At 63.3% G+C, this 19,363-nt stretch carries 20 protein-coding genes and 1 pseudogene; 16 read left to right on the top strand and 5 right to left on the bottom strand.

The window, feature by feature from the left end; genetic code table 11:
- Window positions 1–55: 55 nt before the first annotated feature.
- The 6 genes and pseudogenes from Hrd1104_RS09615 to Hrd1104_RS09590 all read left to right on the top strand — a co-directional run bounded on the left by Hrd1104_RS09615 (window position 56) and on the right by Hrd1104_RS09590 (window position 5,271).
- Window positions 56–697 carry an AIR carboxylase family protein gene (locus Hrd1104_RS09615; RefSeq protein ID WP_154552558.1) on the top strand — a complete coding sequence of 214 codons (642 nt, stop codon included), beginning with the start codon at window positions 56–58 and terminating at the stop codon, window positions 695–697.
- Window positions 698–917: 220 nt separating this feature from the next.
- Window positions 918–1,321, top strand: a pseudogene (locus tag Hrd1104_RS09610) (NADH-quinone oxidoreductase subunit A).
- A 3-nt stretch (window positions 1,322–1,324) separates the two neighbouring features.
- Entirely contained in the window at window positions 1,325–2,023 is a 699-nt protein-coding gene (locus Hrd1104_RS09605) for an NADH-quinone oxidoreductase subunit B (RefSeq protein ID WP_154552557.1), read from the top strand.
- Window positions 2,020–3,699 carry an NADH-quinone oxidoreductase subunit D gene (locus Hrd1104_RS09600; protein ID WP_154552556.1) on the top strand — a complete coding sequence of 560 codons (1,680 nt, stop codon included), beginning with the start codon at window positions 2,020–2,022 and terminating at the stop codon, window positions 3,697–3,699. The genes Hrd1104_RS09605 and Hrd1104_RS09600 overlap by 4 nt, the downstream gene beginning before the upstream one ends.
- Complete coding sequence (locus Hrd1104_RS09595; protein ID WP_154552555.1) at window positions 3,696–4,775, top strand: complex I subunit 1 family protein; 1,080 nt, start codon at window positions 3,696–3,698, stop codon at window positions 4,773–4,775. The genes Hrd1104_RS09600 and Hrd1104_RS09595 overlap by 4 nt, the downstream gene beginning before the upstream one ends.
- Window positions 4,776–4,809: 34 nt before the next feature.
- Window positions 4,810–5,271 (top strand): NADH-quinone oxidoreductase subunit I, encoded by a 462-nt coding sequence (locus tag Hrd1104_RS09590; RefSeq protein ID WP_154552554.1) that lies wholly within the window; start codon window positions 4,810–4,812, stop codon window positions 5,269–5,271.
- Between the two features lie 125 nt (window positions 5,272–5,396).
- Here the strand turns inward: Hrd1104_RS09590 and Hrd1104_RS09585 are convergent, their stop codons facing one another.
- The 3 genes from Hrd1104_RS09585 to Hrd1104_RS09575 form a co-directional block, all read right to left on the bottom strand.
- Window positions 5,397–5,825, bottom strand: coding sequence for a type II toxin-antitoxin system VapC family toxin (locus Hrd1104_RS09585; RefSeq protein WP_154552553.1), 429 nt, complete (start codon window positions 5,823–5,825; stop codon window positions 5,397–5,399).
- The gene (locus Hrd1104_RS09580; RefSeq protein WP_154552552.1) at window positions 5,825–6,094 is read right to left on the bottom strand and encodes an AbrB/MazE/SpoVT family DNA-binding domain-containing protein; all 270 of its coding nucleotides are present in this window, start codon (window positions 6,092–6,094) and stop codon (window positions 5,825–5,827) included. The genes Hrd1104_RS09585 and Hrd1104_RS09580 overlap by 1 nt, the downstream gene beginning before the upstream one ends.
- A 63-nt stretch (window positions 6,095–6,157) precedes the next feature.
- On the bottom strand, window positions 6,158–6,643 hold the full coding sequence (locus Hrd1104_RS09575) for a DUF456 domain-containing protein (protein WP_154552551.1): 486 nt from the start codon (window positions 6,641–6,643) through the stop codon (window positions 6,158–6,160).
- 185 nt (window positions 6,644–6,828) lie between these two features.
- Here Hrd1104_RS09575 and Hrd1104_RS09570 point away from each other — a divergent pair, with 185 nt between their 5' ends.
- The 10 genes from Hrd1104_RS09570 to Hrd1104_RS09525 all read left to right on the top strand — a co-directional run bounded on the left by Hrd1104_RS09570 (window position 6,829) and on the right by Hrd1104_RS09525 (window position 17,419).
- The gene (locus Hrd1104_RS09570) at window positions 6,829–7,002 is read left to right on the top strand and encodes a DUF4177 domain-containing protein (protein ID WP_154552550.1); all 174 of its coding nucleotides are present in this window, start codon (window positions 6,829–6,831) and stop codon (window positions 7,000–7,002) included.
- Between the two features lie 138 nt (window positions 7,003–7,140).
- Entirely contained in the window at window positions 7,141–8,226 is a 1,086-nt protein-coding gene (locus tag Hrd1104_RS09565; protein ID WP_154552549.1) for an ABC transporter ATP-binding protein, read from the top strand.
- Window positions 8,223–9,053: an ABC transporter permease gene (locus Hrd1104_RS09560; protein WP_154552548.1), complete on the top strand. Its 831-nt coding sequence runs from the start codon at window positions 8,223–8,225 to the stop codon at window positions 9,051–9,053. Before Hrd1104_RS09565 ends, Hrd1104_RS09560 begins: the two co-directional genes overlap by 4 nt.
- A 136-nt stretch (window positions 9,054–9,189) precedes the next feature.
- Window positions 9,190–9,474: an NADH-quinone oxidoreductase subunit J gene (locus Hrd1104_RS09555; RefSeq protein WP_154552547.1), complete on the top strand. Its 285-nt coding sequence runs from the start codon at window positions 9,190–9,192 to the stop codon at window positions 9,472–9,474.
- Window positions 9,475–9,792: 318 nt separating this feature from the next.
- Complete coding sequence (nuoK, locus tag Hrd1104_RS09550; protein ID WP_199268318.1) at window positions 9,793–10,095, top strand: NADH-quinone oxidoreductase subunit NuoK; 303 nt, start codon at window positions 9,793–9,795, stop codon at window positions 10,093–10,095.
- Between the two features lies 1 nt (window position 10,096).
- Window positions 10,097–12,139 (top strand): NADH-quinone oxidoreductase subunit L, encoded by a 2,043-nt coding sequence (gene nuoL / locus Hrd1104_RS09545; protein WP_154552545.1) that lies wholly within the window; start codon window positions 10,097–10,099, stop codon window positions 12,137–12,139.
- Window positions 12,140–13,672 (top strand): NuoM family protein, encoded by a 1,533-nt coding sequence (locus tag Hrd1104_RS09540; protein ID WP_154552544.1) that lies wholly within the window; start codon window positions 12,140–12,142, stop codon window positions 13,670–13,672.
- A complete protein-coding gene (locus Hrd1104_RS09535) occupies window positions 13,672–15,165 on the top strand; it encodes an NADH-quinone oxidoreductase subunit N (protein WP_154552543.1) in 1,494 nt (497 codons plus the stop codon). Before Hrd1104_RS09540 ends, Hrd1104_RS09535 begins: the two co-directional genes overlap by 1 nt.
- A gap of 111 nt (window positions 15,166–15,276) precedes the next feature.
- Entirely contained in the window at window positions 15,277–16,248 is a 972-nt protein-coding gene (gene mvaD / locus Hrd1104_RS09530) for a phosphomevalonate decarboxylase MvaD (protein WP_154552542.1), read from the top strand.
- Window positions 16,249–16,285: 37 nt separating this feature from the next.
- Complete coding sequence (locus Hrd1104_RS09525) at window positions 16,286–17,419, top strand: NAD(P)/FAD-dependent oxidoreductase (protein ID WP_154552541.1); 1,134 nt, start codon at window positions 16,286–16,288, stop codon at window positions 17,417–17,419.
- Between the two features lie 48 nt (window positions 17,420–17,467).
- Here the strand turns inward: Hrd1104_RS09525 and Hrd1104_RS09520 are convergent, their stop codons facing one another.
- Both Hrd1104_RS09520 and Hrd1104_RS09515 read right to left on the bottom strand, forming a co-directional pair.
- Window positions 17,468–18,451: a chemotaxis protein CheW gene (locus Hrd1104_RS09520; RefSeq protein ID WP_154552540.1), complete on the bottom strand. Its 984-nt coding sequence runs from the start codon at window positions 18,449–18,451 to the stop codon at window positions 17,468–17,470.
- A complete protein-coding gene (locus tag Hrd1104_RS09515) occupies window positions 18,448–19,359 on the bottom strand; it encodes a ParA family protein (RefSeq protein WP_154552539.1) in 912 nt (303 codons plus the stop codon). The genes Hrd1104_RS09520 and Hrd1104_RS09515 overlap by 4 nt, the downstream gene beginning before the upstream one ends.
- Between the last annotated feature and the right edge of the window lie 4 nt (window positions 19,360–19,363).

Raw genomic sequence — 19,363 nt, 5'->3', positions numbered from 1 at the left:
TCAGCGGACACTCCAACCCGACAAAGTTAGGCCACCCCCACGAGCACAGCCAGCCATGACGACCGCCCAGAGCGTCCAGTCGCTGATCGACCGACTCGAAGCACAGGCTCAAATGGACCGGCCAGCCGCCGAAACCCCCGACATCGGGATCATTATGGGATCGGACTCGGACCTGGACGTGATGGCTGGCTCGGAAACCGGCCGTCCGGGTGCCTACGACGTCCTGACCGAACAACTCGGATTCGAGGAGCAGACAGACTACGAGGCCCCACCCGAGTCGCAGTTCACCTTCGAGACGTTCGTCGTCTCCGCCCATCGGACACCCGAATTGATGTATACCTACGCCGAGACGGCCGAGGATCGCGGGCTCGACGTGATCATCGCCGGCGCAGGGGGCAAGAGCGCAGACTTACCGAACATGACCGCCTCGATCGCCTATCCCCTTCCGGTGATCGGCGTGCCAGTCCAGGAGAAGTCCGTCGACTCGGTGATCGGGATGCCACAAGGTGCGCCACTCGTCGCCGTCGACGCGGGCAAGTCCTTCAACGCCGCGCTGTCGGCCGTCCAACTGCTCGCCCGAAAGCACCCAGAACTGCGGGAGCGACTCCTCGACTATCACGATGGTCTCCAACAGGCGGTTGGCGAGGTCTCGCGAGACCTGCACGAACGCGGGACGACCGCGTTCAGAGACCAGTAACAACGAGCCCGATCCCAGCCACGCACCGGCGTATCGGATGTGTTCGCGGCCAAGCGACCGATAGCGTCGAATGCATCCAGACCGGTATCTCGTCGGGTTGCCACAGGCTGTTCAGCCGAAACTCCGGAAAACGGCAACATCGGCCGCTATTGGGCACGTTTCCGGGTAAAACACTGAACCCTTATGTGGGACCGCTCCCAAGCCGATCCAGAGAGACCGAATGAGCAATCCCTGGATCGCAATCGGTGCCTTGGCGCTGGTAGGGGTGTTGATCCCGCTCGGCATGATGAGTGTCTCGGCCCTGCTGCGTCCGAGCGTGCCCGAAGACAGCAAGCGAGCCATCTACGAGAGCGGCGAAGTGCCGACCGGCAATACCCGGATCCGGTTCAATATCCAGTATTACATGGTCGCGTTGCTGTTCGTCGTCTTCGATATCGAGACCGTCCTCATCTTCCCTGGACAGTTATCTACGGGGACGCCGTCGACGCCGTCGGCCTCGGGCCGGCCCTGCTGCCGATGGTCTTGTTCATCGGGATCTTGGGTGTCGGCCTCGCCTGGGCGTGGCGCAACGGCGCCGTCCGGTGGGTGCAGAGTCCGCGCGCACAACAGGAACTGACCGAGTGAGTTATGAGCAGCGACAACACACCGCCGGCCGAGAGTACCGACCTAAAAACGACGCGTGAGGCCCGGATGGGCGAGGGCGTCGACGACCGCTTCAACTCCCGACTGCGGGAAGCCTTTGGCTCCTCGCCGTTCATCCTCACGAAGTTCGACCAGTTCATGAACTGGGTGCGGGGCTCGTCGATGTTCATGCTCCAGTTCGGGATCGCCTGCTGTTCGATCGAGATGATGCATACCTACGCCGTCAAACACGACCTCGATCGCTTCCACGCGGGGGTCCCGCGGGCCTCCCCGCGCCAGGCCGACGTGATGATCGTCCCCGGGACCATCGTCTCGAAGTTCGCCCCGCGGATGAAACGCGTCTACGACCAGGTGCCAGAGCCCAAGTTCGTCATCGGCATGGGCTCGTGTACGATCTCCGGGGGCCCCTTCCAAGAGGGCTACAACGTCGTGAAGGGTGCCGAGGAGGTCATCCCGATCGACATCCACGTTCCCGGCTGTCCACCACGGCCCGAAGCGCTGGTCTATGGCGTCGCGAAACTGCAAGAACGCATCGCCAACGGCGAATCGTCCCCGGTGGTCGTCAAACCGTACGAACTCGAAGAGTTCGGTGATCTGGAACGTGACGAACTCGTCGATCACCTCGCCGACCAGATCGACGAGGAAGACCTCGTGATGCGGTTCAACTGGGCTGATGCGCAATGAGCCTCCAGGAACGATCACCAACGGAGCCAGACGTCGGCGTGACCGAAGACGGGTTGGACTACGACGCACTCGAAGCACTGCTCGAGGGCCACGTCCTCGATCGCGAAGAGCACGTCAACGCCGAGGGCTTCGTCATTCGGCCCGACGAAGTCGTCGACGTCCTCTCGACGCTGAAAGAGGAGGCCGGCTTCGATCACTGTTCGGCGGTCACGGCCCAGGAGTACGACGATCGCTTCGAGTCGATCTATCACCTCAAGAAGTACGACGATCCGACCCAAGAGCTGAGTGTCGTCGTCCCGACGAGCAAGGACGAACCGGTCAGCCAGTCGGCGGCGGGCGTCTACGAGACGGCCGACTGGCACGAGCGGGAGGCCTACGATCTCGTCGGCATCCACTACGAAGGCCACCCCGACCTGCGACGGATTCTCCTGCCCGAGACCTGGCAGGGCCACCCGCTCTCCGAGCGGTACGACCAGACGCAACCCCAGATCGTCTCGCTACGCGAACACGCCAATCCACTGCAAGAGGACCACCGCGCAAGCGACGATTCGGACACGATGTTCGTCAACGTCGGGCCACACCACCCCGCGACACACGGCGTCCTCCACGTCAAGACGGTGCTGGACGGCGAGCAGATCGTCGATCTGGACCCCGACATCGGGTATCTCCATCGCAGCGAAGAGCAGATGTGCCAACAGGGCACCTATCGCCACCAGATCATGCCCTACCCCGACCGGTGGGACTACACGCCGGGCGGGTTGCTCAACGAGTGGGCCTACGCGCGGGCCGCCGAAGACTTAGCGGACATCGACGTCCCCGAATATGCGCAAGTCCTGCGGACGATGAGCGCGGAGTTGACGCGGATCGCCGCCCACTTGCTCGCGGTTGGGACCTTCGGCCTGGACGTCTACGGGGACTTTACGGCTATCTTCATGTACGCCGTCCGCGATCGGGAAGTCGTCCAGAACCTCTTAGAGGACCTGACTGGTCAGCGGCTCATGTTCAACTACTTCCGGCTGGGCGGGGTCGCCTGGGACCTCCCCGAACCGCGCGACGAGTACCTCGAAAAGGTCCGGGACTTCCTCGATGAGATTCCGGATCGACTCGACGAGTATCACAACCTCATCACGGGCAACGAGATTTTCCAGTTGCGCTGTGTGGATACGGGCTCTCTCTCGCCCGAGACTGCAAAGAACTACGGTGCGACTGGGCCGGTCGCCCGCGGCTCGGGGATCGACTACGATCTCCGGCGGGACGATCCCTACGGCTACTACGACGAACTCGACTGGGACGTCGTCACCGAGGACGGCTGTGACAACTATTCTCGCGTTCTCGTTCGGATGCAAGAAGTCGAGGAGTCGGCGAAGATCATCAAGCAGTGTGCCGACCTCCTCGAAGACTGGCCCGAAGACGACCGCGAGATCCAGTCGAACGTCCCCCGCACCCTGCGCCCGGACCCCGATACGGAGATCTACCGGGCCGTCGAAGGGGCGAAAGGTGAGCTGGGCATCTACATCCGCAGTGACGGGACAGACAAGCCCGCCCGGTTCAAGATCCGCAGCCCCTGCTTTTCGAACCTCCAGACGCTGCCGGTCATGTCCGAGGGTGAGTACATCCCCGACATGGTCGCCTCGCTTGGCAGTCTCGACATCGTGTTGGGGGAGGTCGATCGATGATCCCGTTGCAGACGATCACGCTGACCGACCGTCTGTTGAGCGTGCTTGGCCTGGAGGGGGCCGGGCCGTTGGCCGTCTTTGTCGTCGCCTTCCTGGCTGCCGGACTCATCGGGACGTTCGTCCTGTTGAACACGGCACTGGCCGGCCCGTGGGCAAAGCGAAAGATCACCGCTTCGTTCACCGATCGGGTTTCGGTCAACCGGATCGGGCCGGCGGGGATCGGGACGATCGTCGTCGACGCGGTGCGACTGCTCTCGAAGGAATTGATCATTCCCGAGAAGGTCGACCGACCGGCCTACGACTTCGCCCCGATCATTCTGGCCGGCTCGGCACTGCTCGGGTTCGCGGTCATTCCCATGGGGAGTGGCATCCAGCTGGCCGATCCCGAGATCGGGCTTGCGTACGTCTTTGCCGTCGCCTCGATCGCAACGCTTGGCCTTCTGATGGCCGGCTACGCTTCGAACAACAAGTACTCGTTTCTGGGCGGCCTGCGGGCCGTCGCACAGAATATCGCCTACGAGATCCCGCTCGTGCTGACGGGCGCGTCGGTCGTCATCTTCGCTGGAACGCTCCAGTTGGGGAACGTCAACGCTCCGGGGACGATCGTTGGAGCCCAGCAGGCGACCCTCGTCACGATCGCGGGGATTTCGATCCCACAGTGGTTCGCGTTCGTCAATCCCTTCGCGTTCGCGTTGTTCCTGATGGCCAATCTCGCGGAAGTCGGTCGCAATCCTTTCGACATCCCCGAGGCACCGACCGAGATCGTCGCCGGCTACCAGACCGAATATTCGAGCGTCTACTTCGTCCTGTTCTATCTCGGGGAGTTCATTCACATTTTCCTCGGCGGGGCGATCATCGCCACGCTGTTCCTGGGCGGCCCGGCTGGGCCGGTCCTCCCGGGGATCGTCTGGTTCTTGATCAAGATCTGGGGCGTGTTCCTGCTCACCCAGTGGGCACGCTCGGCACTCCCGCGGGTGCGCATCGACCAGTTGATCGAGATCGGCTGGAAAGGGATGCTCGTGCTCTCGCTGGCGAATCTGCTGTTGACGGCGGCCATCGTCGGGGTGATCGCCTGATGACTGTCCCGACCCTACTCGGAGGGAGATTCCAATGATTGGCATTCTCAAAGGCATGGCGACGACGATGAAACACGCACTGGACGGCAAGACCTTCACCGTGAAGTATCCCGAGGAGGCCCCCGAAGTGAGTCCGCGCTTCCGGGGCGTCCACAAGTACAGCCAAGAGCGGTGTATCTGGTGTCGCCAGTGTGAGAACGTCTGTCCGAACGATACCATCCAGATCGTCATGGACGACCAGCGCAACGGCGAGCAGTACAACCTCCACGTCGGCCAGTGTATCTACTGTCGGCTCTGTGAGGAAGTCTGTCCGACCGATGCCATCGTCCTGACCCAGAACTTCGAGTTCACCGGCGACACCAAGGACGATCTGGCCTACAACAAGGAGCAACTCAAGAACGTTCCCTGGTACAAGGACATCGATCCGCTGGAGTCGCGGGAACCGGATCGCGGTAGCTGGGTCGGTGAAGGCGAAGGCGAAGTCGATTATCAGTAAAGCGTACGCGGCCGGAGGCCGCGTTTCGCTCGACGGAGCGAAGCGGAGTCGAGTTATTTTTGGTCCAGATTTTCAAGGAGCGGTGCGCCGGAGGCGCACCCGACGCAGAAAAAGGTGGTGGGCGATCAATCGAACGGATCATCGGCAGTTTCCAGCCGCGTGATGTGCTCGATCGCGTCGAAGTCGTCGTCGAACGAGTACAGGTATTCGATCCCCTCTCGTTGCATGTACGCGGCGATCGTCGCATCACCGAACGACAGTCCTGCGTGAGTTTCGAAGAGCTTGATAGCGTTGGTAAAGTCCTTTTGTGCAGCGTGGCGCACCTCGAATCCGGCTGACTGATTCAAACGTTTGTACGTCTCCACGGCCTTTTCATGCCGTTTCCGGGACTGTATCCAGTTCAGTGTTTCAAGTGCAACGTAGTTTGTCACCCGGCCGGCTGGGAGGTCGCCATGATCCATGCCACGAACAATCTCCATGGCAACGTCGTGGTGTTCGTCGTCAGCGTCTGCCATCCCGATGAGAACACCCGTATCGATAACTGCGACTGCCATCAGTTCGTCTCCGACAGCGCGGGATCGTCTTCGTGACCGGCAATGTCGTGGGATTCGGACCCGCCCCCACCCATTGCCACCGGCTCGAAATCGTCGAAAGCGCCGTAGCGCTGCTGGACGACTTCGACCGAAAGCTCTCCCTCCGCATCGGTCTCCCACCGGAGTTTGTCGCCCGGTTCGATGTCGAGACGCCGGCGGAGGTCCGCCGGGATGGTAACCATCCCCCGGTCGCTGACCGTCGTTTCCATGGGAGCCTCGTCAGTTGCCATACGTGATTCTACAGGCTTACTCGCCATACATGTTGCGCCCCATGTGGGTGTCTTTCCGCGCCCTCAGACGACGAGCAGAACGAGAAAGGCCACCAGCATCGATAGCGTCAACACGAACTGCATCACGCTTGAGCCAAGGGTTCCGACGAGTGCGTACACGGCGGCTCGGAGACTCTCGTTGCGAGCGTTCCCACGGTAGAGTTCGAGCGCGAAGACGGTAGCCGTGATCCCGAGCACGATACCGACCGGGCCAAGCACGAAGAACAGCGCAAAACCGACGAGGCCCCCGGCCAGACTACTCAGCGTCGAGGCGCCGCCGACCTTCGCGGCGATCACGCCGGCCAGATAGTCGACCACGACGACCAGCAAGCCGACGGCGACGAACCCGGCGAAGACGAGCGGCCCCGGCGTGACGTAGCCCGTGTTCCACCAGTAGACGGCGATGCCGCCGATCGAGAGCAAGCCCGCCGGGACCATCGGGACGAAACTGCCCACGACGCCGCCAACCAGCAACGCCAGGGCGACGACGAGGAAGACCGAAAGCTCCATGCATCATACTGCTGGCCGGGCCTGAAATGCGCACTGGCACTCCCATCGGCCCGGGACCGTCGTTGGCGTCGACGGTCACGGTTACGGTAGCTCGAAAAACGAGCCAACCGTCGAGTGCTCGGCAAGGCGCCATCGAGTTGGGACTCAGGTCGCCCTTTTTGCCTCTGGCGTCCGTTGTCTCGGGTATGTCGGACCAACAATACGTATACACCGTCCACGAAACGGAGGCGTCCAAACAATCGATCGGTGACCTGGATGCGATCATCAACGAGTACGCATCCGAAGGGTGGCAACTCAGCGAGACAGTTGCCCAAGGCGGCACGACAGTCGGTCTCGTCTTCGAACGGGAAGTCCGATAACACCCCAAGCTGACCGAACGCGGGGCGACGAGTTCGGGGTGCTGCGAGCGACGAGAACTCCAAGATGGACAGCTCCCTTCGGTCACTCTCATAGAGACACCTTTAGGTGACCGGGTTGTCAACCCCGGCACGATATCGATGGGCCGCCCGCCACACCCCCCAAAGCAGGCTTCTACAGCAGAGGCACCGTCCAGTCGGTGCGCGAGCGACGACGTGGGCAAAAACGACGAGGGAGCTGCCTTAGCCGTCGATGGACTGTCCAAAACGTTCGGCAGTGGCGAGGAGGCAGTCACCGCCGTCGAGGACGTGTCCTTCGCGGTCGAGCCCGGCGAAGTGGTCGGGCTACTCGGTCCGAACGGCGCGGGAAAGACGACTACGATCAAGTCGATTCTGGGGCTGGTCGTCCCCGACACCGGTGATGTCCGGATCCAGGGCATCGACGTGTCTGATCGCCCACGGCGCGCCTACGAGCACGTCGACGCGATGTTGGAAGGTGCACGCAACGACTACTGGCGACTGACCGTCCGAGAGAACCTCCGCTATTTTGCCGCGATCAGGGGACACGACCCCGATACCTTAGACGAGCGCCACACCGAACTGCTTGCGGCCCTCGAGATCGAGGCGAAAGCCGACACACAGGTCCGGGACCTCTCACGGGGCATGAAACAGAAAGTCTCGCTGGCGAGCGTGCTCGCGAGTGACGTCTCGGTCGCGTTTCTCGACGAGCCAACCCTCGGGCTTGACATCGAGAGTTCGATGACGATCCGGCGGGAACTGGTTCGTCTCGCCGAGGAACGTGATCTGACGCTCTTGGTATCGAGCCACGATATGGACGTCATCGAGGCCGTCTGTGATCGGGTCATCATCATGAACGACGGGCGAATCATCGTCGACGATACCGTTCAGAACCTACTCGAGGAGTTCGAAACGACGGGGTACCGAGTTACCGCCCGCGATATTGCAGACACGACGATCGACACATTGTGCGCGGACTTCGATGTCACGGCCGTCGAGCGGCTGGGTGACCGAACCGCGTTCGAAGTCGCAGCGGATTCAGCGACGTTCTACCGGCTAATGGACCGACTGGAGGCGGCAGACGTCCAGCTTGCCGGTGTCGAAACGGTCCAACCCGATCTCGACGAGGTATTTCTGGAGGTCACTGGCAACGGACACGGGACGAACGGTGCGGTGTCGCCTGTCGGGGGCGGGAGGCCGGAATCGTGACAGCTACCAATCGCGGCGACGGCGAGGGGACAGACGGTCCTTCGCCCACTCGGTCCGGTGGATACTATCACTTGATTCGGGCGGTGATTTATCGGGATCTGCTGATCTGGCTTCGCTACCCCGTCAACGCTGTCCTGGGGGTCGTGGTGACCGTGTTCTTCTTCGCGTTGCTGTTCTATGGCGGACAGATGATCGCGGGCCAGGCACTGACCGACACGATCGAAGGGCTGATCGTGGGCTATTTCCTGTGGACGCTTTCTCAAGGGGCCTACATGGGGGCAATGCGTGCTGTCCAGTCGGAGGCCAGCTGGGGCACTCTCGAACGCCACTACATGACGCCGTTTGGGTTCGGGCCGGTGATGGCAGCCAAGGCGGTTGCCGTCCTGTTGCGAACGTTTCTGACGTCCTCGGTCGTCCTCGCGGTGATGTTACTGATGACCGGGACGGCCCTGAACGTACACGCTCTGACGATCGTCGTGATCGCCATTCTCGGCGTCGCATCGGTGCTTGGTATCGGCCTCGCGATGGGTGGTCTTGGCGTGTTGTACAAGCGGATCAGCAACGTCACGTCCCTCTTGCAGTTTGCGTTCATCGGGTTGATCTCCGCGCCGGCGTTCGAGATCCCCTGGGCGGCGTTGCTGCCCCTGGCCCAGTCAAGCACGATGCTCCAGCAGGCGATGACCGACAACGTGCGGCTCTGGGAGTTCGAGCCCATCGCCCTGGCGGTGCTTCTGGGGACGGCCGTCGGCTACGTCGCACTCGGCTACCTGGGATTCGTCTTGACGACCCGACGGGCACGCAGTCTGGGGGTTCTCGGGGATTACTGATCGACAGCCGCCACCCGGCTACAAGGCCCAATTTCGGCGCGTTACGGGCCAACGTGGCCGATGGCGGCCGAAATTGCCGGAATCTTTACGTGATAAAGAAATCTTCAAAGGGCGGGCGGGCGCAAAGGCACCTAGCATGGGAGTACTCGAGACAGTCACGTTTGGGCTTTTTGCGCTGACGACCGTCGGGGCCAGCCTGGGCGTCGTCCTCGTCCGGGATGTCTGGCACTCGGCGCTGTTGCTCGGCGTGGCGCTACTCAGCGTCGCCGTCCACTACGTCATGACCCAGGCACCGTTCGTCGCGGCGATGCAGGTCCTGGTATACGTCGGCGGCGTGCTCATCCTGATCACCTTCGCCGTCATGCTGATGCGGGAGAGCAACGGCGACGCCGAACCAGCCCAACGCGGGGTGAGACAGTGAGCCGTCCCCGCTTGGCTGGCGATCTCAATCCCGTCGGCGCGGTGGCCGCCCTCGCACTGTTTGCCGTGCTCACAGCAGTGTTTCTCACCGCGACGTTCCCGGCGGCCGCGGGCTTCGAAGCCGGCGCGAGTATCACTGCCGGGCTCGGCTACGCCCTGTTCGATATGGCCGGGCAGTCACCGCTGGTGACCGAGGGGTTCTTGGTTTCGTTTATCCTCATCGCGATCGTGCTCGATGCCGCCCTCGACGGGGCGATTCTACTTGCACGGCGCGAAGAAGGGTCAGTACTGGACCGGCTTCGCGAGGGGGTGAGGAGTGATGGTCGGTGTCGTCCACTATCTGATGCTCTCGGCGGCCGTCTTCGCGATTGGCGTCTTCGGCGTCATGGCTCGCTCGAACGCCCTCATGTTCTTGATGTCCGTCGAGTTGATGCTCAACGCCGCGAACATCAATCTCGTGGCTTTCTCACTCCACTACGGGAATCTCACGGGGCAGGTGTTTGCCCTGCTGGTGATGGCCCTGGCGGCCGCCGAGGTCGCGATCGGACTGGGTATCATCCTCGTGTTGGACCGGAACTTCGGAGATATCGACGTGACGGTACCGACGACGATGCGGAGGTAACATGACAGGAGCATTCGACTTCGCGCCGGCGATCGCACTGTTACCGCTTGCAGCGTTCGTGGTTGCGCTGTTCGGTGGGAAGTATCTCCCCAAACGTGGCGCCCTGGCCGGCATCACGGCCCTGACCGGCTCGCTCGTCCTCTCGATCTGGTCGCTCGTGACCGTCGCGGGCGGCCAGACCTACAACGCCGACCTCTATACGTTCCTTGCGGGCCAGGAGGCGCTCACGCTGCATCTGGGCGTCTTGATCGACCCGCTGTCGGCGCTCATGTTGGTCATCGTCTCGCTGATCGCCCTACTGGTGTTCGTCTTCTCACTCGGATACATGAACGACGAGGGCGAGACCGGTCTGCCGCGATACTACGCCGAACTCGGCCTGTTCTCCTTTAGCATGCTTGCCTTTGTCCTCGCGGACAACCTTCTGATGGCGTTCATGTTCTTCGAGCTGGTTGGGCTCTGTTCGTACCTGCTGATCGGTTTCTGGTTCCGCGAGGAGGGACCGCCCTCGGCGGCGAAAAAGGCCTTCCTCGTGACTCGCTTCGGGGACTACTTCTTCCTCGTCGGAACCGTCGGGATCTTCGCCACCTTCGGGACCGGCATGTTCGCCGGTACCGAGAGCTTCCCGCACCTAGCCGAGCAGGCCCTCGCTGGCGAACACAGCGTAACGACGTACTTCGGCCTGGGCGAACAGGCCTGGTTCACGGTGCTCGGCCTGCTCGTGTTGGGCGGTGTGATCGGTAAGTCCGCCCAGTTCCCGCTGCACACGTGGCTGCCTGACGCGATGGAAGGTCCGACGCCCGTCTCGGCGCTCATCCACGCAGCGACGATGGTCGCCGCCGGGGTCTATCTGGTCGCGCGGATGTACGGGTTCTACCTGCTGTCCCCGACCGCACTGGGCGTGATCGCGCTCGTCGGTGGGTTCACCGCCCTGTTTGCGGCCTCGATGGCCCTGGTCAAACAGGAACTCAAGCAGGTGCTGGCGTATTCGACCATCAGCCAGTACGGGTACATGATGCTCGCGCTGGGTGGCGGCGGGTACGTCGCTGCGGTCTTCCATCTGACCACCCACGCGATCTTCAAGGCACTCCTGTTCCTGGGAGCCGGCGCGGTCATCATCGCCATGCACCACAACGAGAACATGTGGGACATGGGCGGGCTCAAAGAGAAGATGCCCGTCACCTACTACGCGTTCCTCTCGGGCTCGCTGGCGCTTGCGGGTATCTTCCCCTTCGCCGGCTTCTGGTCGAAAGACGAGGTGCTCTACGAGACGCTGATCCACGGGCTGGGCGGCAACCCACTCCTGCTCGCGGGCTACGCGATGGGCCTGCTGGCCGTCGCCTTCACCGGCTTCTACACCTTCCGGATGGTCTTTTTGACCTTCCACGGTGAACCCCGGACCGAGACGGCCGAGGATCCCCACGGCGTCCGCTGGAACGTCAAGCTTCCACTGGCCGTGCTGGGGATCCTGGCGGCCGTCGCGGGCGTCATCAACCTCGCGCCGATCGAGAAGGTCACCGGCGTCCATCTGACCTTCTTACACGACTGGCTGGACAAGGCTCCCGATTCGTTCGGAACGGCCGTCCACCACTACACCGGCGACCACGGCCTGATGCACGAGTTCGCGGGCTACACGGCCGCCAACCCACTGGGTGAAACTGGAACCGTCCTCGCGGGCGCGGCGGTTTCGCTCGGACTGGCGCTGCTGGGTGCCGGGATTGCGTATCGGCTGTACGCTGTCCCGAGCCCCGAGGAACACACCGACAAACTCGGCTCGCTGAAGACGCTGCTCATGAACAACTACTATCAGGACGAATATCAGGTCTGGCTCGCAGAAGACGTGACGCTGCCGCTGTCGCGGAAAGCGGACACGTTCGATCAGAGCGTCATCGACGGGGTCGTCAACGCAACCAGCAGCGTGAGTCTGTTTGCCAGCGAGCGCGTCCGGCGCATCCAGTCGGGGATCGTCACCCATTACGCTACCCTACTCACGCTGGGACTGGTCGTTATTCTGGTCGTCCTCGGCGTCTACGGGGGGTGGTTCTGAATGCTGCTCGAGGCTCTCCTCGTGAGCGTACTGGTCGGTGCCGGAGTCGTCGCGGTCGCACCCAACCGCTATGCCGGGAAGTTGGCCGCGGCGATTAGCCTCGTCCCACTGTTAGGCAGCCTCTACCTGTGGTCGGCCTTCGAGGGGGCGAGCAACGCCCTGCTCGGAAACAATCCTGCCTTCGAGACCACGATCGAATGGCTTGGCCTGGCGGGCTATCAGCTCCAGTGGCACGTCGGGCTGGACGGCGTGAGCCTGCCCCTGGTCATCCTGACGACGATCCTCACGACCGCAGCGATCGTCTCGGCCTGGACGCCGATCGACGAGCGACAATCCCAGTTTTACGCCCTCGTCCTGTTGCTGGAAGCGGGCCTACTGGGTGTGTTCGCGGCCCTGGATTTTTTCCTGTGGTTCGTCTTCTGGGAAGTCGTACTGGTGCCGATGTACTTCCTGATCGCGATCTGGGGCGGTCCGCGCCGGAAGTACGCCGCGATCAAGTTCTTCGTCTACACGAACGTCGCCAGCCTGGCGATGTTCATCGGCTTCATCGCCCTGGTCTTCGGGCTGGGCGATAGCGTCACGACGCTTGGCCTCCCGGAGATCACACAGGCGCTGCAGGAACCGGGTGCTCTCTCGGGGCTGGCCGGACTCGGCCCGGGTGCACTGAAGGGTGCGGCCTTCATCGCTATGTTCGCCGGCTTCGCGGTCAAGGTTCCGATGGTGCCGTTCCACACCTGGCTGCCCGACGCCCACGTCGAAGCGCCGACGCCGGTGTCGGTGCTACTGGCTGGTGTCCTCCTGAAGATGGGGACCTATGCCCTGTTGCGGTTCAACTTCACCATGCTGCCCGATGTTGCGAAAGCCAACGCGGAGATCATCGCGATCTTCGCCGTCGTCAGTGTGATCTACGGTGCCTTGCTCGCGCTGGCACAACGTGATCTCAAACGGATCGTCGCCTATTCGTCGATCTCGTCGATGGGGTACGTCCTGCTGGGCCTGATCGCCTACACCGTCCACGGCGTCGGCGGGGCGACCTTCCAGATGGTCAGTCACGGGTTCATCTCCGGGTTGATGTTCATGACTGTCGGTGTCATCTACAATCAGACCCACACGCGGATGGTCGGTGACATGTCCGGGCTCGCCGATCGGATGCCCGTGACGGTTGGCATCTTCGTCGCCGCAGCCTTTGGCTACATGGGGCTGCCCCTCATGAGCGGGTTCGCCGCCGAGGTGCTGATCTTCCTCGGGGCGTTCCCCTCGACCGTGTTGCCGGGCGCGCCGATCTTCACCGCCCTGGCGATGTTCGGCATCGTCATCGTCGCCGGCTACCTGCTCCTCGCGATGCAGCGGACGCTCTTTGGTCCGTTCGACTTGGAGACGGACTACGACCTCGGTCGGGCACCGCTCGAAGACGTCGCGCCGCTGGTGGTGTTGCTTGCCTGCGTGATCGCCCTGGGGGTTGCCCCTGACCTCTTTTACGGGATGATTCAAGATGCGGTTCGTCCGATCCTCACGCTGGGGGGTGGTGTCTGATGGCGGCGATCGAACTGCCGACGTGGGCCGCACTGGCACCCGCGCTCGTCCTCGCTGTGACCGCACTCGTGTTGTTCCTGATCGACAGCATCGAACCGGAACCTGACACGACGAGTCCGGTACTGTTGACCGCCGTGGGACTGGTCGGTGCGCTTTCCGCCCTCGCGTTCAACGTCTGGTACCTGCTCGCGGGAACCGGCCAGAGTCCGGCTATCGAGCTGTTTGGCGGCCAGCTGATGGTCGATGGGATGACGCTGGTGCTGGGGACGATCGTCGCCAGCGTCCTCGCCCTGGTCGTGCTCGGGAGTTACGATTACATCAGAGACGAGCCCCACCAGGCGGAGTACTTCTCGTTGCTCTTCCTGGCAGCCACGGGGATGACGCTGCTGGGCGCCGTCGACAGTTTCGCGACGGCCTTCCTCGCCCTCGAACTGTCGAGTCTCCCGTCCTACGCCCTGGTTGCTTACCTCAAGGACAACCGCGGTAGTGTCGAGGCCGGGCTGAAGTACTTCTTGATCGGTGCCCTCTCCTCGGCGATTTTCGCTTACGGGATCAGTCTGATCTACGGCGCAACCGGGTCCCTCCAGTTCGACGCTGTGGCGGCCGCGGTCGACCCGACTGCATTACCCGGCGTCCTGGGTGTCGGGATCGTGATGGTTACCGGTGGCGTCGCGTTCAAGACCGCGAGCGTCCCGTTCCACTTCTGGGCGCCGGAAGCCTACGAGGGTGCGCCGACGCCAATCTCGGCGTTCATCTCCTCGGCCTCGAAGGCCGCCGGGTTCATCCTGGCGTTCCGGATCTTCACGACGGCGTTCCCGATCGAAGCCGTTGCGGCGACCATCGACTGGCTCGTCCTCTTCCAGGCGCTTGCGGTCGTCACGATGGTCCTTGGCAACTTCGCCGCCGCGACCCAGGAGTCGGTCAAGCGAATGCTCGCTTACTCCTCGATCGGCCACGCCGGGTACGTGCTGATCGCGCTTGCGGCCCTGACGCCAACAGCCAACGCTGATCTCGTGCTTGGGGCCGGCATGCTCCACCTGCTGGTCTACGGGTTCATGAACACGGGTGCGTTCCTGTTCGTCGGCCTCGCCGAGTACTGGGACGTCGGCCGGACCTTCGAGGACTACAACGGGCTGGCAACGGAGGCTCCGGTTGCCTCCGTGGCGATGACGATCTTCCTGTTCAGCCTCGCGGGCCTGCCCGTCGGGGCTGGCTTCCTCTCGAAGTACGTCCTCTTTGGCGCAGCGGTCGGTGCGGGCTTGTGGTGGCTGGCGGCGGTCGGGGCGATCGCCAGCGCCCTCAGCCTGTTCTACTACGCCCGGGTCGTCAAGGCGCTGTGGATCGAAGAACCGAGCCAGGACTTCGAGATCGACTCTTATCCGCTTGGCCTCTATGTGGCCATCATCGTCGCGGCAGTCGTGACGGTACTTCTCTTGCCCGCCTTCGGGTTCGCCAGCGAGGAAGCCATCGCCGCCGCCGGGGCACTGCTGTAGGCCCTGGGTCCTCGCCCCCGCAGGCGACACTCCCGACTGTCGCCTGCTTTCGGCGGCCCGAACCGGTTCCGATTACGCGGTATCTAAGTGCCGGCAGGGACAGAAACAGGTATGAAAGCGACAGCGACAGCCCATCCGATCCAGGGACTGGTGAAATACCACGGGATACGCGATTCCGACCTCCGGACGCCGTATCACGATTCGATCAGTCTCTGTACCGCACCGACTGAATCGACGACGACCGTCGCCTTCGAACCCGATCGTGACGAGGACGAGTACGTCATCGACGGTGAGTCGGTCGAGGGGCGCGGTGCCGAGCGGATTCGGACCGTGGTCGATCACGTCCGCGAGCGGGCTGGCATCGATCACGCCGTCCGGATGGCAAGCGAGAACAACTTCCCGACAAACGTCGGCTTTGGCTCGTCGTCGTCGGGCTTTGCAGCGCTGGCGATGGCGCTCGTCGAAGCGGCCGGTCTCGACCTCAGCCATCCCGAAATCTCGACCGTTGCCCGCCGTGGCTCGACCTCTGCGGCACGGGCGGTCACCGGCGGCTTCTCGGATCTGCGGGCGGGCAGCAACGACCAGGACTGTCGGGCCGAGCGACTCGATGTCGCCTTCGAGGACGACGTTCGCGTCGTCGGCGCGGTGATTCCTGCCTACAAGGAGACCGAAGCGGCCCACGCGGAGGCCGAAGACAGTCATCTGTTCCAGGCCCGCCTCGCCCACGTCCACACTCAACTGGCGGATATGCGGGACGCGCTCGGCCGCGGTGACTTCCAGCGCACCTTCGAGATCGCCGAACACGACACGCTCTCGCTTGCGGCGACGACGATGACCGGGCCAAGCGGGTGGGTCTACTGGCAACCGGAGACCTTGGAGGTCTTCGAGACGGTCCGTGATCTCCGGGACGAAGGCGTCCCGGTGTACTTCTCCGGGGATACCGGTGCAAGTATCTATGTCAACACCAGGGCTGAACACGCCGATCGGGTCGAGTCGGCGATCGCCGATCTCGGCGTCGAAACGCGCGTCTGGCGGGTCGGCGGGCCTGCCCGCGTCCGGGATGCCGACGCCGCGCTGTTCTAAAGCGTGCATTTAGGCAGCTGGCGATGTAATCGAAACTATGCGCGTTGCCGTCTTTGGCGGCGGGTACGCCGGCCTCGGCGTCGCCCGTCACCTCGAACAGTCGTTGCCAGCCGATGTCGAGATTCATCTCGTCGACGAGTCCGGCATTCACGTCGTTCGCCATCTACTCCACCGGGCGATCCGCCGGCCGGAGGTCGCCCAGTCCCTTTCGATTCCGCTGCGGGAGCTGTTGGGTCGGACGATAGTCGACCAACGGCGCGTCACGGATCTCGACGTCGAGGCCGGGCACGCAACCATGGCCGACGGGTCCGAACTACAGTTCGACCTCGGCGCGGTCTGTATCGGTGCTGAACCGGCGTTTTACGGGATCGACGGTGCCGAGGACCATGGGGCGGTCTTACACCGGGCTGGCGACGCGGCACGGATCCGCGAGGGGTTCATGCCCGTTCTCGACGATGGCGGCCGGGTCGTTGTCGGCGGCGGGGGCTTGACCGGCGTGCAAGTCGCAGGCGAACTCGCCACACTCGCGACCGAGCACGACGCGAGCGAACACGTCGAAATCACCATTCTCGAACAGGCAGACGCTGTGCCGCCGGGACTCGACGAGCGGATGCAGGAGGCGATCGACGAGGCCCTCACCTCGGCCGGCATCGACGTCAGGACCGGCACGACGATTACTAGTGTCGACGCCGACCGCGTCGGCGTTGCCGAGGGCAAGCACCTCGCCTACGATCAGTTCGTCTGGGCCGGCGGGATCCGCGGGCCAACGGCTGTCGGGGCACATCGACCGCGCGTCCCGGCGACGCTACGCCTGAGCGAGCGAGTATTCGGTGCTGGCGACGCTGTGGAAGTCATCGACGAGAACGGTCGGAGTGCGCCGGCGATGGCCCACACCGCGATCCGGCAAGCGCCGGTCGTTGCCGAAAACATCGCGCGACTGGTCGAACACCGCCGATCGGACGCTTCGTCCTTCGAACCGCGGCTGGATCGGTATCGGGACGACGATCTCGGCTGGACGGTCAGTATCGGTGCCGATGCCGTCGCGGCCGTCGGCCCCAGTATCCTCACTGGCCCCGCGGCAGTCGGCGTCAAAACGGTCGTCGGCGCGGGCTATCTCGCCGATATCGGGGCGGTCAGTGAGGCCATCGAACACGTCAGGGAGGCGCTCTAGCCGACGGAACCGCCCGTCGTGCTGTCCAGCCTCGAAAACATAGCACGGCTAGTCGTCGGCCCCGACGTCCAGAGCCATTTCGGGACTCGTCCAGATGACGAACTTGTCGTCGCGCTCGATGACGCCGTTGATGTACGGTTCGTCGATCGGTGACTCTTTGACTTCTGACTCTGTGATCGGCGTGACCTGATTGACTTCGTCGACCAGCCAGCCGATGTATCCGTGATCGTCGAACGTGTCGGCATCGAACACCAGAATGAGCCGGTCGTCGCTCTCGCCCGCGATATCTACGGCCGTTTTCGGGTCGAGGATCGTCGTAATCTGGCCGCGGAGGTCGACGACGCCGCTGACGTACGCGGGCGTGTTTGGCACGCGAGTGATCGCTTCTTCGCGCACGATCTCCTCGACGTAGGTGATATCGAGACAGTACAGCTCCTCGCCGAGACGGAACTCCAGGACGCGGGTCTCCTCTTCGTGTTGCTCTACAACGTCTGCATCCGTGACTGTCGTCCCGGCCGGGGCCCCAGCTTCGTCCGTCGACGCCTCACCGGATGCGGCCTCGCCAACCGCCTCCTCGACGTCCATCGACACCGCTCCGTCGCCTTCGAACTCACTTGCCGCCTGGGCGGCCGCCTGGGCGGCCGATACGGCTTCCTCGTCCGACTCCGGGCCGGCTCGACTCTCTTTGGCCGGGTCAGTCCCGGCTGTCACACCCTCGCCGCGATCTTCCGCCATCGACCGGCCGGTGTCGGGCTTTTCGTCAGTGCCAGGCGTTTCGGTACCGCTTCCCGCCGACTCCTCGCCGTCGCCTGGCTCTGACCTTGCACCCTCGTCGTCGCCAGCGTTCGTCGCATCTTCGCCATCCGCGTGGGCGTCGTCTTGCCCGTCCGAACCAGCAGATTCCGACGGCTCGTCGCGATCCTCGTCCGTGTCAGGTGACTCGTCGGTTGGTTCGTCGCCGCCACGACGACCTTCCCGAAGGTTTCGGATGCGGCGGGCGCGGTCCATCCGCTCGTCGTCTTCGTCGCTCATGCTGTCACCTCCTGGGGCTCCCGTTCAAAGTGTGTCTCGAACTGTTTGGCGATATCCAGAAACACGTCTTCCATGTCTACCTGTTGTTCGTAGGCGAAGATAGATGTGCCGGCCGAGAACGCGCGCTGGAGGGCGACGCGCTTTCGCACTTCCCAGAGCGGGTAGTCCTCGAACACTTCGTTGAGCCACGATAGCATCGTCGCGTCTTCGTTGGTCTGTTCGACCCGATTGGCGACGACGCCAACGGTATCGACAGTGATGTCGACCTGTCCCTCCAGGGCGGCGATCTGGTCGATGAGCAACTCGATCGCTCGCTCGGACGTCGCCTCCGTGAGTGCCGGTACGAGCACGTTCTGGGCGGCGTAAATCGCCGTGTCGGTCAGCTTCCCGTAGAACGGCGGCGAATCGATGATGACGTAATCGTATTCCGTCTCGACTTGCGCCAGTGTCTCATCGAGGGCATCGAGGGCGTGCCCGCCGGTGATCGCCTCGGGCGTGATATTGATCGCCATCTGAGAGAGGGCGGCTGGGTCGACTGCCACCGAGTCGTCGGTCTTGGCCCACGCGAGGAGGTCGGCGATCGTCAGTTCGTGTTCGGCCTGAAGGAGATCGATCGAACTCGGCAACACGTCCATCTCTTCGTGTTCGACGATCAACTCCTCGACCGAGGTCCGTACCGCGTGGTCGGTCAGGACGTCGAACAGCGTCGGCGGTTCGGCGTCGTAGGCATCGAGCAGTCCGAGCCCTTCGGTAGCGTTACCCTGTGGATCGATATCCACGAACAGGACGTCGTGACCGCGCTCGTTGAGTGCCCCGGCGACGTTGATCGCGATGGTTGTCTTGCCCGTTCCGCCCTTTGCGTTGGTCACGCAGACGGTTGGCGTCCGGGCCGATGTCTGGCTGGGCATTGTC

The organism is Halorhabdus sp. CBA1104 (assembly GCF_009690625.1).
Taxonomy (GTDB): domain Archaea; phylum Halobacteriota; class Halobacteria; order Halobacteriales; family Haloarculaceae; genus Halorhabdus.
The sequence above is the reverse complement of the archived record's forward strand: the minus strand, read 5'-3'. Positions and strand labels throughout refer to the sequence as shown.